This window comes from Pontibacter deserti (assembly GCF_023630255.1).
Classification (GTDB): domain Bacteria; phylum Bacteroidota; class Bacteroidia; order Cytophagales; family Hymenobacteraceae; genus Pontibacter; species Pontibacter deserti.
Map to the genome: position 1 here is coordinate 620,992 of NZ_JALPRS010000002.1, position 16,476 is coordinate 637,467.

The 16,476-nt window shown below is 44.2% G+C and carries 15 protein-coding genes; 13 read left to right on the plus strand and 2 right to left on the minus strand.

The annotated features are described in order from the left end of the window. Positions 1-18 precede the first annotated feature (18 nt). The 8 genes from MJ612_RS14690 to MJ612_RS14725 all read left to right on the plus strand — a co-directional run bounded on the left by MJ612_RS14690 (position 19) and on the right by MJ612_RS14725 (position 10,324). A complete protein-coding gene (locus MJ612_RS14690) occupies positions 19-765 on the plus strand; it encodes a cytochrome c oxidase subunit 3 (protein WP_187030911.1) in 747 nt (248 codons plus the stop codon). A 73-nt stretch (positions 766-838) separates the two neighbouring features. After that, positions 839-1,180: a cytochrome C oxidase subunit IV family protein gene (locus MJ612_RS14695; RefSeq protein ID WP_187030909.1), complete on the plus strand. Its 342-nt coding sequence runs from the start codon at positions 839-841 to the stop codon at positions 1,178-1,180. Positions 1,181-1,232: 52 nt separating this feature from the next. Then, positions 1,233-1,859 carry an SCO family protein gene (locus MJ612_RS14700; protein ID WP_250419199.1) on the plus strand — a complete coding sequence of 209 codons (627 nt, stop codon included), beginning with the start codon at positions 1,233-1,235 and terminating at the stop codon, positions 1,857-1,859. After that, positions 1,837-2,394, plus strand: coding sequence for a DUF420 domain-containing protein (locus MJ612_RS14705; protein ID WP_187030905.1), 558 nt, complete (start codon positions 1,837-1,839; stop codon positions 2,392-2,394). Before MJ612_RS14700 ends, MJ612_RS14705 begins: the two co-directional genes overlap by 23 nt. Positions 2,395-2,426: 32 nt before the next feature. Further along, positions 2,427-2,702, plus strand: coding sequence for a hypothetical protein (locus MJ612_RS14710; RefSeq protein WP_250419200.1), 276 nt, complete (start codon positions 2,427-2,429; stop codon positions 2,700-2,702). Beyond that, positions 2,686-3,072, plus strand: a complete 387-nt coding sequence (locus tag MJ612_RS14715; protein ID WP_187030903.1) for a DUF983 domain-containing protein — start codon at positions 2,686-2,688, stop codon at positions 3,070-3,072. Before MJ612_RS14710 ends, MJ612_RS14715 begins: the two co-directional genes overlap by 17 nt. Before the next feature lie 66 nt (positions 3,073-3,138). Further along, on the plus strand, positions 3,139-6,846 hold the full coding sequence (locus MJ612_RS14720; RefSeq protein ID WP_250419201.1) for a sensor histidine kinase: 3,708 nt from the start codon (positions 3,139-3,141) through the stop codon (positions 6,844-6,846). Further along, complete coding sequence (locus MJ612_RS14725; protein WP_187030901.1) at positions 6,839-10,324, plus strand: hypothetical protein; 3,486 nt, start codon at positions 6,839-6,841, stop codon at positions 10,322-10,324. Before MJ612_RS14720 ends, MJ612_RS14725 begins: the two co-directional genes overlap by 8 nt. A 116-nt stretch (positions 10,325-10,440) precedes the next feature. Here the strand turns inward: MJ612_RS14725 and MJ612_RS14730 are convergent, their stop codons facing one another. Both MJ612_RS14730 and rfaD read right to left on the minus strand, forming a co-directional pair. Continuing rightward, positions 10,441-10,899, minus strand: a complete 459-nt coding sequence (locus MJ612_RS14730; RefSeq protein ID WP_187030899.1) for a YciI family protein — start codon at positions 10,897-10,899, stop codon at positions 10,441-10,443. Positions 10,900-11,041: 142 nt separating this feature from the next. Further along, a complete protein-coding gene (gene rfaD, locus MJ612_RS14735; RefSeq protein WP_187030897.1) occupies positions 11,042-12,007 on the minus strand; it encodes an ADP-glyceromanno-heptose 6-epimerase in 966 nt (321 codons plus the stop codon). A 22-nt stretch (positions 12,008-12,029) separates the two neighbouring features. Between rfaD and MJ612_RS14740 the strand changes: the two genes are divergently transcribed. The 5 genes from MJ612_RS14740 to MJ612_RS14760 all read left to right on the plus strand — a co-directional run bounded on the left by MJ612_RS14740 (position 12,030) and on the right by MJ612_RS14760 (position 16,180). Further along, positions 12,030-12,980 carry an ABC transporter substrate-binding protein gene (locus MJ612_RS14740; protein WP_250419202.1) on the plus strand — a complete coding sequence of 317 codons (951 nt, stop codon included), beginning with the start codon at positions 12,030-12,032 and terminating at the stop codon, positions 12,978-12,980. Continuing rightward, positions 12,977-13,984: a FecCD family ABC transporter permease gene (locus MJ612_RS14745; protein ID WP_187030895.1), complete on the plus strand. Its 1,008-nt coding sequence runs from the start codon at positions 12,977-12,979 to the stop codon at positions 13,982-13,984. The genes MJ612_RS14740 and MJ612_RS14745 overlap by 4 nt, the downstream gene beginning before the upstream one ends. Then, positions 13,985-14,401: a 6-pyruvoyl trahydropterin synthase family protein gene (locus tag MJ612_RS14750; protein ID WP_187030893.1), complete on the plus strand. Its 417-nt coding sequence runs from the start codon at positions 13,985-13,987 to the stop codon at positions 14,399-14,401. Positions 14,402-14,465: 64 nt separating this feature from the next. Beyond that, complete coding sequence (gene lpxB, locus MJ612_RS14755) at positions 14,466-15,584, plus strand: lipid-A-disaccharide synthase (RefSeq protein ID WP_187030891.1); 1,119 nt, start codon at positions 14,466-14,468, stop codon at positions 15,582-15,584. Between the two features lie 143 nt (positions 15,585-15,727). Continuing rightward, positions 15,728-16,180 (plus strand): hypothetical protein, encoded by a 453-nt coding sequence (locus MJ612_RS14760; protein WP_187030890.1) that lies wholly within the window; start codon positions 15,728-15,730, stop codon positions 16,178-16,180. Positions 16,181-16,476 lie beyond the last annotated feature (296 nt).

Consider the following 16,476-nt stretch of genomic DNA (forward strand, 5'->3'; position numbering starts at 1 on the left):
ACGTTTTATACATAAACTATGTCTACTTCAACTACGCTGGAAGCACCTAACACAGGTACATGGGACGGTGGTAATGAACCAATGAAAGCGAGCTATGGAAAACTCATGATGTGGTTTTTCCTGCTTTCTGATGCGTTCACATTTGGAGCTTTCCTAATTGTTTACGGATTATCTCGCCATAAGCATTTGCCTTATACAGGCGAACCGGAAGCGTTCACTTTCTCTACAGAATGGTGGCCGATACCAGAAAAGGTATTTAATGCTTTCCCTGGATTACATGGTGTTGATCTTCCGCTTGCATTCGTGGCATTGATGACCATGATCCTGATCTTAAGTTCTGTTACCATGGTACTTGCCGTAGAAGCAGGACACAGAATGGATAAAAATGATGTGCAGAAGTGGTTGCTTTGGACTATCCTTTTTGGTGCGACTTTCCTTGGTTGCCAGGCGTGGGAGTGGACTCACTTTATAACAGGTGATGATACTGGTATGCTGTTAGCAGATGGTACTCGCGTATTTGGTGCTAACTTAACATTAAACCAGTACGGCCCGCCATTGTTTGCTGACCTGTTCTTCTTTATAACAGGTTTCCACGGTACGCACGTATTATCAGGTGTAGTATTATTGATCATGATCTTCATTAATACTGTAAATGGTGTTTACCATAAGCGCGGACACTACGAAATGGTTGAAAAAGTTGGTCTTTACTGGCACTTTGTAGACCTTGTGTGGGTATTCGTGTTCACATTCTTCTACCTGATCTAATAGAACAAAGTATAAACTACGACCTGAAGTAGTATTTGAAAGGAAGAAAACTCAGGTATAAATGTTATAAAAAATGGCAACGCATCACGATCACGATTATAATACAACCGGAGAAATTCCGAAGCCGCAGACCAAAGCTATCTGGAGAACTTTTATCATTCTGGTAGGTTTAACTGCAGTAGAATTCCTTTTTGCGTTCACTATGGATGCAGGAACACTACGAAATGCAATCTTCATTATACTTACTATCTTCAAAGCTTTCTACATTGTAGGGGAGTTTATGCACTTAAAGCATGAGACAAAAGCTTTGATCTGGTCTGTACTTATACCTATGGCACTGGTAGCCTGGTTAATGGTAGCCCTGATTGCAGAAGGAAGCTATTACTTCGAGTCGGTAACGAACTATTTCAAATAAAAAGTACTGAATGACTAAGTTAAAGGCACTAATATTAGGACTCCTACTATTAGTGCCTATTTTCGTTTTTATATTTATCTATACTTTCGGTGAGCATCATTTCACGCTGAGATCATACTTCCCGAAACTTGATGATAAAGGTGAGGTACTACGAGATGCAAAAGGTGATACACTTTTTAACTCTGTACCAGAATTTAACTTGATTGACCAAAGCGCTACAAGTTTTTCTCAGGAAGACCTGAAGGGCAAAATCTATATAGCTAGTTTCTTTTTTACAGATTGCCCTGACATGTGTAAGAAGATGAATGCACAACTGGTTCGGGTGCAGGAAGCTTATCAGAACAATCCAACTATACAGCTTGTTTCTATCTCAGTTAAGCCGGAAGAGGATTCAGCCAGTGTGTTAAGCAAGTATGCAGAAGCTTATAAAGCAGATACCACACAATGGCACTTCCTGACAGGTAAGCGAGAAGAAATTTATAAGCTAGCACAAGAGGGCTTCCATTTGCCACTACAGAAAACAGGAGGAGCAGAAGGCTTTATACACAATGATAGCTTTATGCTGGTTGATAAAGAACAAAAAGTAAGAGGCGTATATAAAGGGACAGATCCTGCTGAAGTTGATCGCATGATTTTAGAAATTAATGTTTTACTCGATGAGTACAGTAAAAGTAGATAATACCACCACTGCCCGAGATAAGAAAATGATGTTTCTGATAGCCGTGCTATCAGTAATTATACCTCTGGCAGTAGCAGCGCTTTTCTTTTTAGATAAATCTACGGCCAATGCTGCTGTTGATGTATCTTTTCAGCCACCATTGCATGCTATACTTAACTCTTTAACAGCGATTGCCTTAGTTGTAGGTTATATCAACATTAAGAAGCAGAATGTAAAGGTACATCGTGCTGCTATGTTAACAGCATTTGGGTTATCGGCCATATTTCTAGTCTCTTATGTAACGTACCATTTTTTAGGGGAAAGAACGATCTATGGCGGGGATGGTGTACTGAAGTATATCTATTACTTTGTACTGTTAACGCATATAGTATTGGCAGTAGTAATTGTGCCGCTGGTATTATTATCGGTATACTTTGGTATTACCAATCAGCTTTCGCGTCATCGCCGTATTTCCAGATGGACATTCCCGATATGGCTGTATGTGGCCATAACAGGTGTATTAGTGTATCTACTTATTTCACCGTACTACAGCTGAGTTACGTAAGATAGATTAACAATTTGAGTCTTATGATTACCCCTATAAAAAAAGTGCTTCTTGTTTTTAGCCTGGTGTTAGGCTTGATGCTTATTACAGCTACGCAAGGTTATAGTCAGTGCGCCATGTGCCGTGCAACTGTAGAATCTAATGTAGGAACAGGCAGTAAAGAACCTGAGTCTGAAGTTGGTTCCGGATTAAACACCGGTATCTTATACCTGATGGTGATCCCTTATATCCTGATAGGTACGGTTGGATTTCTATGGTATAAGAGCAACAAGAAAAAAAAGAATGGCAGCACCATCTAAAGCTGAAGCCATTATTAACTGCCTTTGCCCACGTTGCCGTCAAGGAAAAGTCTTTACGCATCCGGCCTATAACCTGCGTAAGTTTGATAGCATGTATGAAGACTGCCCGGTCTGCGGCCTTCATTATGAAGTAGAAGTAGGTTTGTTCTATGGGGCAATGTATATCAGTTATGGCTTCTCCGTTGGGATAGTGTTGTTGGTGGGCATACTGCTCTACAACTTTGCAGGAGATCCGCCAACTTGGGTTTACATTACAACAGTTGCCGGTATAGTAATAATTGCCGCGCCTTTGCTTTTCCGGTATTCCCGTATATTAATGCTGCATTTCTTTTCCGGAATTAACTATAATCCAACCTATAACAAAGTATAAATCTATACTGAATCAATAGGGCTTATCCTGCGTTTTAGTTAAATTCGTGGGATAAACTGTTAAAACTTGAATCAGAAGGCAACTCCCTTTATACTATTTACTCTGTCGTTGCTATGTTTTATAGCTACAGCGGCGGTCCATTTTAATTTTATTGCAATCCCGGTTGCATTTACTGATGAGGATAAAGAAATAAGTGCTATTCAGACTCGTACAAATGATTGCATCTCCAGAGCAAAAATACAGGCTGTAACTATAGGCCAGAGCATAGGCTCTAAAACAATTTCTTTCTCTTCTTTATTATCTAAAGCAGAGTATCCTACACTGGTATATAAAAATAACAACCTTCTATTCTGGTCCGACCATTCGGTGAATACTGATCTGGATATGATACCGGAAGCAAAAAAGGTAGGCATTGTTAGTAGTGAGTATGGTTCTCTTATAGTTGTTCCGCACCAGGCACGTGGCTACCAGATCTATGTATACATTCCGCTGGAAATTGATTACCGGATCAGGAATGAATACTTAAATAAAACGCTTTCAAAAGAAATATTTGCGGAGCCACTAACTAGTATAGTACTGGATGAAAGATCTAAACTGCCGCAGATAAAATCGCCTGATGGTGAATACCTTTATTCTGTGAATCTCACACAGCCTGAAGTGGATGAAAGCCGGCAGATAATACAGCTTATCCTGCTGCTGTCGGGGTTAGCACTTTATATAGCAGCTGCAATTGCTTACTGTGTTCAGGAGATCAGGCGCAGAAACTATGGCAGGGGTGTTATTACACTACTGGTATTAATGATCGTGCTGCGCATTATGTTGCTGCTCTTAAACCTGCCTTTTGCCATTGCCGACATAGAATTATTTGATCCGAAATTATATGCGGCTTCGCGCTGGTCACCGTCTCTCGGCGATCTTGGTCTGAATATGTTGTTGCTGTTGTTAGTGTCAGTGGCTGGTTTATACTTGTACAGCAGGTATGATATGCAGGCGCAACTGAAACTGTTACCGAGAAAACAAAGCCGGATAGTTGCAGTTTGTTGTATACTTTCTTTATACATGCTGCTGATCGTGCTGTTCAGGTTCTATTATGGCATTTACCATAACTCCCCACTAATACTGGACATTAACCACTCGATGGAGTTTACGAAGTATAAGGTTATACTTTATTCCATCATGCTGCTGCATACGCTGGCTCTATGTGGTTTTACGTATATGCTGGCTACAACCTTTATTGTACTCATATACAAAGAAAAGAAGTACTGGGCATACAGGCTGCTGCTGCTTATCGGGTTAACACTATTGTTGATAGCAGTACTGGCAAACCTGAAGTTCTGGACGGTAATGATTGTCGGAACCCTTTTCTGGTTCATAATTATCTTATCGGCACAGCATAAAAATATAGTTAGTGCAGCTTACCGCAGTTACCTGTTTATATTCCTAGTTATCATGATGAGCGCACTGATTGGTGCCTTTGCGCTTTTCAGACATTACCAAAGCGAGGTAAGGCAATATAAGCAGGCCTTTGCTTCCGGTATAATGCAGGGTAACGATGTGGTCGGGGAGTATTTTCTGGATGAAGTGGCCTCCCAGATTGCTGCAGATGAGCTGATCAGATCTAAAATGCTGGGGCCATATGTAGATGCCTCATTCATTAAACGTAAGATTACAAAGCAGTACTTAAGAGAATACTTTGATAAGTATGAAACCAATGTATTGCTGTTCGATAGCCAGGGGAGATCACTGGAGAGCGCTGATACAACGGCAGCTACACTACAGGAATTACTGCAAAAGTATGACACCCCGGAAAACAGAACAGAGCGTAAGAACCTATTTCTGATTCAGGATCCGGCCAGGTATAATTCCCGCTTATACTTAAAACTGATCGAAGTGCCGCTGGGGTATCAGCAGAAAGGTACCATTGTGCTGCAATTAAACTTACAGAAATTGCTTCCGCATAGTTTAGTGCCAGAGTTGTTGAGCGATCAGCAGCATAACCAGCCTTTCCGGATGGACCTGCTCAGCTACGCTATTTACGATGATAGAAACCTAAGCTTTAGTGAAGGAGAATACGATTATGCATCGGATCTTGATCCGGCGCACATTGGGCACTCAGAATTTTACAGAGACGGTCATAACCAGGGAGATTACCACCATTTTGGAGTTAAAGAAGGCAAGAATAGAGTACTGGTAGTTACTACTGAAAAGTATAGCGCTAAAGAGATACTATCAAACTTCTCATACCTGTTCCTGGTATTTATGGCTGGGTTTATATTGCTTGGCCTTCTGATCCTGTTCTTCCGACGAAATTACCTGCAGGAGTTCCGGCCAAACTTTAGTACCAAGATTCAGGTATTTTTAAATTTCGGTATACTGTTGCCGTTGTTACTGGTAAGTATAACTACTGCCAGTTTGGTTACAGCATCCTATAAAAGAGATCTGATGACTACCTATGAGCAACGCGGCAGGGTAGTACAGGAAACGCTGAGTTCGCTGCTTAGCTTAGGTAATGTGGCAAGTAAGAACGAACTGCAAACCCGGATTACAGAGCTGGCGGCAATCTCCGAGACCGATATTAACTTATACGACCGCAACGGACGCTTGCTGATTACAAGTCAGCCCCTGATATTTGAAGCTGGCTTATTGTCTAAGCTCGTGAATCCGCAGGCGTATGCAGCCATTTCGGAACATCAGGCACTTCGCGTTTTAGTTGAAGAGAAAGCCGGAAACCTGACCTTTAATGCCGTATACCTTCCCTTGCGCGTTAATAACGATCCGTCATCCTTATCAGGTTTTGTAGGCATACCGTTCTTTGACTCTGAAAAACAGCTGGACCTGAAACTGATCGAGCTGATTACAACCACGATGAACATTTTTACCGTGATGTTCATCATGTTCATGTTGCTTACCTTCTTTGCATCGCGTGCACTTACTGTGCCGTTACGATTGCTTGCCGATAAACTGAAACGTACTTCGTTGACTGGGAAAAACGAAATGCTGGCGTATGAGGGGGCCGATGAGATTGGTATGCTGGTGAATGAGTACAACAGAATGCTTTTAACGCTGGAGCAGAACAAGCAGGATTTGGCTATACAGGAAAAAGAAGCCGCATGGCGCGAAATGGCGCGACAGGTAGCGCACGAGATCAAGAACCCGTTAACACCGATGAAGCTCTCGTTGCAATACCTGCAGAAGGCGATCTCTGAGAACAGACCAAACACCGAGCAGCTCATCAGTAAGATCTCACAGACACTGATTACACAGATCAATATCCTGAGTGATATCGCTACATCGTTCTCCAGTTTTACATCAATGCCGGAGCCAAAAGCGGAATTGGTAGATGTAGCTGCTGCACTGCGTAAAGCGGCTGACCTGCACAACGACCCTGCTTCCGCAAATATTACCACGAACATTCCGGCTGAGGAAGTAATGGTGATGGCCGATGAAAGTTTGCTGGTGCGTACGTTTAACAACCTGCTGCTAAATGCGATACAGGCTGTGCCTACTACCCGGAAACCGCACATTAAAGTAGAGCTGCACCGCAATTCGGAGCTGGTACACATCAATATAAAGGATAACGGCAGCGGCATACCGGAAGAGATACGGCATAAAGTTTTTGTACCTAACTTCAGTACCAAGTATACAGGTTCAGGTATAGGGCTGGCAGTGGCCAAGCGCGGTATCGAAAATGCAGGTGGTAAAATATGGTTTGAGACCGAAAACGGTAAAGGAACTACCTTTAAGATTACATTACCGCTGGCTAACCATGCATAGGCAAAAGCTTATACTTAGCGTACTACTTTTCTTTATTTGCCTGCCTGTGCTGGCCCAAACGCCCCTGAGCAACAGGCGCTGCCAGTGGTTACGGGTTACAACCGAGCCTATCATGCTGGACTCCATGACGGTGCTGCCCTCTACCATAGAGTTCTTCGGGCCTGAAAAAGACCAGTACCAATTTGATTACAACTATAGCCGCAACGAGTTTACGTTTACCAGCTTTCCTGCCCCGGATTCTGTAGCCATAGATACACTTGGTACGATGCAAGCTGTGCCGGATTCGGTATTGATCTGCTATCGTATATTGCCTCTAAACCTGACTAAACCAGCTTTCAGAAGGGATATTAACAAACTGGACATGAGCTCTTTTAACAAAGGCTTTTACCAGGAAGACATTACCCAACGTGAAGAGATATTCAGGACACCCGGACTGAACAAAACCGGAAGTATAAGTCGTGGGATTTCGTTTGGTAATACACAAAATGTGTTTGTTAACTCTGCTCTTAACCTGCAGCTCGATGGTAAATTAACCGATGAAATAAGTATAACCGCTGCCATCACAGACCAGAACATCCCGTTTCAGCCGGAAGGAAATACACAGCAGTTGCAGGAGTTTGATAAAGTATACATTACCTTAAAACACAGGCTATGGCAGCTTACGGCTGGCGATGTGGTACTGCGGAACAAGCCATCATACTTTCTGCAGTTCTATAAAAATGTACAAGGTGCAGCCTTCGAAACAACTATAGGCAAAACGCCGGAACGACAAGGTATAACTTCGGTGGCAGCATCAGCCTCTAAAGGAAAGTTTGCATCGCAGGAAATTCAGCCGCTGGAAGGTGTTTTGGGGCCGTACCGCCTGGTAGGGCCGAACAACGAGCGTTTTATTATTGTGCTGGCAAACTCAGAGCGGGTTTTTCTGGACGGCAAACTACTGGTACGCGGCTATGATTACGATTATACTATAGACTATAATCAGGCGGAGATCACGTTTACCACCCGACATATCATCACTAAAAACTCCCGCATTAAAGTAGACTTCGAGTACTCTGACCAGAACTATAGCCGCGGCATTTACAACCTGAGCCATTATCAGCAACTGAACAAACTCAGTATTTACGGTAACTACTACAACGAACAGGATAACCCGAATAACCTGCTGAACCTGGACCTGAGCGATGAGGATAAGGAACTACTGGCAAGTATAGGCGATGACTTGGAGCAGGCTGTTATTCCGGGTGCGGATAGCGTGGTCTTTGATCCGAACCAGGTTTTGTATGCCCGCCGTGATACTATAGTTAATGGTTTCCCGGCAGAGATTTATGTATACTCTACCAATCCGGATTCTGCTTATTATAATGTGCGTTTCTCTGAAGTAGGGCAGGGACGCGGCGATTATGTAGTAGCAAATACAACTGTAAACGGAAGGGTATACCGATGGGTGGCTCCTGTAAATGGGGTGCGCCAGGGTAATTACCTGCCGGTGCGCATTGTGCCAACGCCCCGTAAAAAGCAGCTGATAACAATGGGAGCTGGCTATGAGCTACAGAAAGGAATAAAGGTTTTTATGGAAGGTGCTGCATCGCAAAACGACCTAAACCGTTTTTCTCCTCTTGATGCTGCCGATGATAATGGAAAAGCGATGCGGGTAGGTTACCAGGTGGAAAATAAAGACCTGCCTATACTTGGTAAGTATAAACTGAACAGCACGCTAAACTATGAATACATCGACGAGAACTTTGCGCCGATAGACCGTTACCGCCCGATAGAATTTGACCGCGACTGGAGTCTTCAGAACCTGGAAGAAAAAGCCGAAGATCATATTTTTAATTTTTCGGTAGGCGCTTTAAAAGATGTAAAGAATCTCTATAGTTACCGCATCAGCCGTCGTTACCGCGAAAACCAGCTGAATGGTGTGCAGCATTACCTGGATTTATTAAAGGAGCTCGGAAGAATAGAGTTGCGCAACAATTTTTTTATGCTGAACAGTGAGCAAGGTACCAATAAGTCTGACTGGTATCGGGGTGATGTGGGAGCCAGGTATAGATTTAAGAATTTTTCGCCGGGCTACCTGTACCGCTTCGATAAGAACAGGATCACAAGTACAGGTACCGATTCTGTAATTGGCTCAGCCCAGTACTTTGACGAACACTTGTTTTATGTAGAAAGTAACGACACGGCCCGCACCCGTTTCAGGATAGACTACAGCCATCGTACCGACCAACGGCCAACCAAGAATGGCGAATTTGGTACACCCGAAGTGGGGCAAACCTATAATGCAGCTCTCAGCACACCTATAGGTGCAGAAAGCGATCTGGCTCTGCAGGCAACGTACCGAAAGCTGAAACTATCGGATGGCAAACTGGAAGAAACGGTACAGAACCGCTTAGACTGGAATGCAGGTTTTCTGGATGGCAGTTTCCAGTCTGAGCTGACCTATGCCGTAGGCACTGGCCGCGAACTCAAGCGTACTTTTATTTTTAGAGAGACTTTGCCAGGGCAGGGTACACATTACCTGCGCGAAGGCGGAAATCCCAACGACCTGAACGATTACCTGGAAGCCCAGACGGTAGACCAGCAGCGTTACATTAAGATATTTCTGCCAACAGACGAATACATAAACGCTTATACCAACCAGTTTACGTACCGCCTGAACACAAACGCTCCCCGCAGCTGGCGCACCGATGCAGGTATAAGAGGGTTTGCTTCGCGTTTTGCTGTGCTCACATTTATCAGCATCGATAAAAAAACAACTGACGAAGACCTGCAGAACCGTTTTAATCCTTTTAGTCAGGATGTTGAAGATGAGTTCCTGATCTCAATGGCGAGAACCTTACGCAACTCGGTATACTTTAATCGCAGCAACCCGCAGTATGGCTTGGAATATACTTTTCAGCAGAACCAGCAGAAATCATTACTTGCCAATGGTACCGAAACCCGCAATGTGGGCAGCCATAGTATGATAGGCAGAATGAATCTGAACGAAGTGCTGAGTTCTAAGCTAACTATAGGCATGAATGTGCGGGAGAACCAATCGAATTTTTTAGAATCTAAGAACTTCAGAATACGGTCAACTGAACTTACTCCGGAACTGGCTTATCAACCCAACACAAGACTACGTTTTACAGGCACCTACCTGTTCGCCCATCGCCAGGATGAGCTAAATACAGCAGAAGGTGAACAGAAAGCTAATTTCCATGAACTGGGCCTGGAGACGAAGCTGAGCCAGGTAAACAAACGCGCTGTTACGGGTACTTTGCGTTATGTAAAAATCGGCTATACCGGAGATGAGAATTCTTATGTGGGTTATGAGATATTAAACGCACTTCGGCCTGGCAATAACATAACGTGGAATCTGAATGTGCAGCAACGCCTGAGCAATGGCCTCAACATCTCCTTAAACTACGACGGTCGTAAAGCTAATGGTATAAATGCGGTGCATACAGGTCGCACGCAGGTGTCGGTGCTCTTCTAGACCTCGTAGCGCGCGCAGCTCCTACGAGCGTCTTTACTACGAAGCAAGGGCTGATCCAAAAGACGCTCCGAGGTTTATCAACACTCGGAGGTCAAGCAGTCAGTCCAGGTTCAGACCTACGGATTCTCCTTCGATATTTTGCTGTGCGTATCTAAGTATACAGGTAGGGCAGCAGAACCATACCAAGGGTAAAGTTCCACATCAAAAACTTTGGCTTTAACGGCAGGGTCGGTTTCTACTAACTTCTGAGCTTCTTCTACGGTTTTAGCATCCAGTATAAAAATGCCACGGTAAGCTTTATCGTTTTTGCCAAGTGGGCCAGCTATTACTAACTTTCCTTCTTTCGCCAATCTGCCGATGTTCTCCATATGGCCACGGAAGTACTCATTCAGCTTCTGTTTATCGGTAGTGGTGTTGGAGCCGGTTTTAAGTATAACCAGCACATACTGTTTCATGCCATAGTTGTCGGCACCTAGCGAGTCGGCCAGAGCTTTATTATAGGTTGGGTTTTGTGTTTGGGCGTTTGCGGCAAAGCCCAGGCAGCAAAGTATAGCAAGTGTGAAAATGTATTTCATAAGTATAAGTTTGAAGCAGCCATCAAGTTACAGATTCAAAATAAAAGTGCAAGCATAGCACCTGAACTATACTTGCACTTTTCAGAAGTTTTGCTGAACAAAGAACTTCAATTCATAATTCAGCATTTATAATTCATAATTCCTAATAATACTTCCCCGGAATCAGGTAATTCTGCACGTAATCTTTCACACCTTCTTCTAAACTATAAAAAGGCTTGTCGTAGCCTATAGAGCGGAGTTTGCTCATGTTGGCTTCCGTGAAGTACTGGTAGTTGTCGCGCAGGTTTTCTGGAGTATCCATAAAGTCGATGTTTGGGGTTACGCCCATGGCATCGAAGGTATTCAGGGCAAGATCCAGGAAGGTGCGGGCCTGGCCGGAACCTAAGTTATAGATACCGGAGTTTTTGCGGTGGTGCATCAGGAACATACAAACTTCCACCACATCTTTCACATACACGAAATCGCGCATCTGCTCACCGTCCTTAAAATCAGGGTGGTGCGAGCGGAAGAGCTTCATGCTGCCGTGGGCCTTAATCTGGTTGTAGGCATGGAAAATAACTGACGCCATTTTGCCCTTGTGGTACTCATTTGGGCCATACACGTTAAAGAACTTCAAGCCGGCCCAGAAGAAAGGTTTTGCCGTTTGTTCCAGTGCCCAGATATCAAAATCGTTCTTCGACTCACCGTATGGGTTCAGCGGTTTCAGTAACGGAATAGTTGCTTCATCATCATCATAACCTAACGTGCCAGAACCATAGGTTGCTGCCGAAGATGCATACACCAACGGGATCTGGTATTCGCAGCAGGCGTTCCAGATGGCTTTGGAGTAGTTCAGGTTCAGCAGGTCGAATACATCTTTGTTAAACTCTGTGGTATCGGTGCGGGCGCCCAGGTGGAAGATGAATTCTACTTCTTCGTAGTTCTTGTCCAGCCATTCTATAAAGGTGTCGCGGTCTACAAACTCCTTTATTTTTTTGCCTTTCAGGTTATCTTCTTTTTTAGCGACAGAAAAATTATCCACCACCACGATATCATTAAAGTTCGCTGCGTTCAATCGGCTTACCAGGCAACTGGCAATAAACCCGGCAGCACCGGTTACTACGATCATAGAATTAGGGCTATGTTAGATTTTGCGTAAATTTACGAAAATATCCAGAGCAGGTCCTGCCCCGATGAAGAACAAAACCATAGTTTATACTTTATACTTCCTGAGCCTTATACTTGGGCTGCAAACTATAGTTAGTTGCCAGCAAAAGCCTGAAGAACAAAAGCAGGGGATAACTATAACCGATAATCTGGGTCGGGAACTACATCTGCCTAAGCAACCTAAAAGAGTTTTCGGGTTTACTTCGGCAATGGCTGAAATGCTATTTGCTATAGTTGATACCGCCAACATCATTGCCCGAACACCCGATTGCGATTATCCTGCTGGTGTTTACACCAAACCCATCGTTAGCAATTACCCTGTAGATATGGAACAGGTGCTTGCCCTGAAACCAGACCTGATCTTTACCAGCGAAGGCATGACGCCACTCGATGATGCCGCCCGACTGCAGGAATTGGGCATTCCGGTGTATTACCAGAAGTACAGAACTGTAGAAGATGTTTTAAAAGGGATAGAAGACATTGGTCGCATTACAGGCCGTGAGCAGGTAGCTAATCATTTAGCAGACTCACTCAGAAAAGAAGTGCAGCAGCTGGAAGCAAAGTATAAAAACCGCCAGAGCAAGCTGCAGGTGCTAACTATAACCTGGACCGACCCGATCTATGTGTATGGGCAAAACACGCTTTTAACTGATAAGCTCCGCATTTTAGGAGCGGAGAACGCTGTGAAGGAAACCTTTGATCAGCCTTACCCAGCCCTTACCCGCGAATATATTTTAAAGCTGAACCCGGATGTGCTGATGGGCGGCACCAAAGAAAAACTGGAGCAGACTTTTTTCAGCCAATACCCTGAGCTGCGCAAGATAAAAGCATACAAAGACGGCAGAATTTACGCGCCAACCGGCAACCTGATAGAGCGGCCGGGACCGAGAATTGTGGAGTCGCTTAAAGAGCTGGAAGGATTTCTGTACCCATGATGCGCGGCTTATACTTTATACTTGCCCTGCTGCTCATCGCTATAGTTATAGTTTTGGGGTTACAGGTGGGTTCTTTCGAATCTGGCCTGGCAACTATAGCCGAGGCTTTCTTGAATTATAACCCCGATAATACAACTCATTACGCTATTGTGCATCTGCGCTTGCCGCGCTTGCTGCTGGCCTTGGTTGTTGGTGCTGCGCTGGCTTTTTGTGGGTATTTGATGCAGGCGATGGTAAACAACGGGCTGGCTGATCCATACTTGCTTGGTACAGCTTCAGGTGCATCATTGGGGGCGGTGCTGGTTTTCTTTGGGTTTATAGAGATAACTATCGGTAGTTTTTACATGCCGCCGATGCTGGCCATGGCGGGCGCTTTTATAGTTACGCTGGTGGTGGTTATACTTGGTTACCGCAAACGTCAGTTGATTCCTGCGCAGTTACTGTTGGCTGGTATTGCTATTAGCTCGCTTTGCACAGCTATGGTGGGTCTGCTAACTTTTCTCTCAGACTCTGAATCAAAATTAAAGTCGGTTATTTTCTGGAGCATGGGGAGTTTTGAGCGGGCCAGCTGGACGTTGCTGCCTTACCCGGCCGTGGCGCTTATTCTTGCGCTTATACTTTTCGCCTTCCTGCAGAAACAACTGAACATACTGATGCTGGGCTCCGAAAGGGCGCAGGCGCTGGGCGTGCAGGTGTCGCATACGCGCTGGGCTATACTGGCCACTGTTTCTATAGTTACCGGCTTTGCAGTGGCTACGTCGGGGCCTATTGGGTTTGTGGGGCTTATTGTTCCACATGTAACGCGCGGGCTGCTGGGCACAACCGGCAGGAGCAACCTGCTTTTCTGTGCTTTTGTGGGTGGTTTGTTTATGCTGCTCTGCGATCTTTTGTCACGAATAATTTATCCGCCAACAGGCCTGCCAATTGGAATCATTACTTCGTTCTTTGGTGTTCCTTTCTTCGTATATTTGCTGTCCAGAAAAAATTACAAGTTTAGCAGTTAGATGATTTACGTTAGCAGATTAGAGCATTTTAATGCAGCCCACAAGCTGCACAACCCGAATTGGTCGATGGCGAAGAATAAGGAAGTGTTCGGGCCGTGTGCAAATGCCAACTGGCATGGGCATAATTATGAGCTCATCGTGACCGTAAAAGGCAAGCCGGAACCTGAAACCGGTTTTGTGATCGACCTGAAAAAACTGAGCACCCTTATCCGTACGCACATCATCGAGAAGGTAGACCACAAGAACCTGAACCTGGATGTGCCCTTTATGGAAGGCAAACTGGCCAGCACCGAGAACCTGATCATCGAGTTCTGGAACATACTTGCGCCGCAGATCGAAAAAATATCCAACGCGAAACTGCACAGCCTTAAACTTTACGAAACCCCACGCAACTACGTGGAGTACTTCGGAGAATAATTTTCCCTTTTAATTTACAGTGCGCTTATACCTGTTCAGGTAGCCCATTACGTTTGTATACCAAATGAAATATTACATTATAGCTGGCGAGCGATCAGGTGATTTGCATGGTTCCAACCTTATAAAAGAGCTTCGGAAGAAAGACCCGGAAGCGGAGATAAGCGGCTGGGGCGGCGACATGATGCAGGCAGCCGGTATGGATCTGGTGCGCCATTACCAGGATATGGCCTTTATGGGCTTTGCCGAAGTAATTAAGAACCTGCGCAAGATTTTTGGCTACCTGAAAGAAGCGAAAGCCGATATTGCCAACTATAAACCTGATGTGGTGATACTGGTAGACTATGCCGGTTTTAACATGCGCATCGCCAGGTTTGCCAAAAAACGCGGGCTAAAGGTTTTCTATTACATCTCCCCGAAGATCTGGGCCTGGAACCAGGGGCGCGCACACAAAATTAAAAAAGTAGTAGACCGCATGTTCGTGATCATGCCGTTTGAGAAGGATTTCTACAAGCGCTTCGATTACGAGGTAGATTATATCGGCAACCCGGTTTCTGATTCGGTAACCGACCACGTAGCCAACCCCGATTTCAGGGCGAAGAACAAGCTTTATAATACCAAACCAATTGTGGCTATACTTCCGGGCAGTCGTGCCCAGGAAATAGAGAACATGCTCGATGTAATGCTGAGCGTGCTGCCGTCGTTCCGCGATTACCAGTTTATAGTTGCCGGTGTGTCTACGTTCGGTAAGGAGTATTACGAGCAGTACAACAAAGACAAGAACATTAAAATAGTATACGACCAGACCTACGACCTGCTTTCGCACTCGGTAGCGGCACTGGTTACATCCGGCACAGCCACCCTGGAAACAGCTCTGTTTAATGTGCCGCAGGTGGTGTGCTATAAAACCAGCAAAATATCTTACACCATTGGTAAGTGGGTAATCAAAGTACCCTACATTTCACTCGTAAACCTGATCGCTGGTAAGCAGGTAGTTACAGAACTGATTCAGGATGATTTTACAGGCAAGCAGGTAACCGCCGAGCTAAAAAGCATCCTCTTCGACAAAGCCTTCATTAAAAAACAGAAAGACGGTTACGCCCTTGTGCGTGAGAAAATAGGCGAGTATCGCACTGCCGAACGCGCCGCTGAGTTGATGGTGGCGTATTTGAAGGGTAGGGGTTAGAATCTAACTATAGTTTTTAGACTTCTCTTTTCCGCAGGCTATAGTTTGTGGCTTGTATAGTATTTTCTATATTTATAGTAGCTCTTACCAATTGCCACTTAAATACCTGTAAAGTGACGAATACTCAAGTGTTATTAGAGAAAATGAGAATAGGCTATTCAATACTCATATTGGTTCTAATTTTCATCAACATGTCCTGTGAGCCAAAGACAACTGAGACATCAATAGATCAAAAAATTAAACCAGAACAATATACAGAATTTGAATTGCTAGATTCAGCATCACAGTATAGTAAAAATAACTTCTTTGTGTATGAGTTTCCTGATTCACTTAAGGGTTCTGACAGTTCAATAACTAATGTAGACATAGTTCATTTAGCACCTTATATAGAAGATGAAAATAAGGAATATAATGATATTGTAGTTTACCCAAAGCAGAATCAGTTTGAGGCAATCATTTATCAAGATACGCTTTACTTAAAGTTCTTTTACAGGAGCAGGAATTCTGAAAGAGGTATTCAAGTTAAAGTAACAGACCAGAAGTTTACAACTGCTCCATATACATCCATGGGTGGTTGGCCACACCCTATGGTGTAATTACGTCAGAGATTGATTCCGGCTTTGTTGTAAACCGGCAATTTCTTCTACTTGACAAAAGAATTTATAAAATAGGAGATAAGATAACAGGCAAAATATTTTATGAAGGACGAAATTCTTATGAAGGCGCAATAGTTCCTGTCAAAGCTTCCTTCTTTTTAAAAGGTAGTTTTCTGGGAACTGTTAAAGAAGGACAACCCTTTTCACGTACCGCTCCTTAAGGTGATTGAAGTTTTTTCTAAAATACTGCAAGTTTAGCGTCAGCGCAACTTGTGGCTAACTATGGTGCCAATTTG

Coding starts and splice junctions, on each gene's coding strand:
- MJ612_RS14690 (WP_187030911.1), top strand. CDS start 19: ATGTCTACTTCAACTACGCTGGAAGCACCTAACACAGGTACATGGGAC.
- MJ612_RS14695 (WP_187030909.1), top strand. CDS start 839: ATGGCAACGCATCACGATCACGATTATAATACAACCGGAGAAATTCCG.
- MJ612_RS14705 (WP_187030905.1), top strand. CDS start 1,837: ATGAGTACAGTAAAAGTAGATAATACCACCACTGCCCGAGATAAGAAA.
- MJ612_RS14710 (WP_250419200.1), top strand. CDS start 2,427: ATGATTACCCCTATAAAAAAAGTGCTTCTTGTTTTTAGCCTGGTGTTA.
- MJ612_RS14715 (WP_187030903.1), top strand. CDS start 2,686: ATGGCAGCACCATCTAAAGCTGAAGCCATTATTAACTGCCTTTGCCCA.
- MJ612_RS14725 (WP_187030901.1), top strand. CDS start 6,839: ATGCATAGGCAAAAGCTTATACTTAGCGTACTACTTTTCTTTATTTGC.
- MJ612_RS14730 (WP_187030899.1), bottom strand. CDS start 10,899: ATGAAATACATTTTCACACTTGCTATACTTTGCTGCCTGGGCTTTGCC.
- rfaD (WP_187030897.1), bottom strand. CDS start 12,007: ATGATCGTAGTAACCGGTGCTGCCGGGTTTATTGCCAGTTGCCTGGTA.
- MJ612_RS14745 (WP_187030895.1), top strand. CDS start 12,977: ATGATGCGCGGCTTATACTTTATACTTGCCCTGCTGCTCATCGCTATA.
- MJ612_RS14750 (WP_187030893.1), top strand. CDS start 13,985: ATGATTTACGTTAGCAGATTAGAGCATTTTAATGCAGCCCACAAGCTG.
- lpxB (WP_187030891.1), top strand. CDS start 14,466: ATGAAATATTACATTATAGCTGGCGAGCGATCAGGTGATTTGCATGGT.
- MJ612_RS14760 (WP_187030890.1), top strand. CDS start 15,728: ATGAGAATAGGCTATTCAATACTCATATTGGTTCTAATTTTCATCAAC.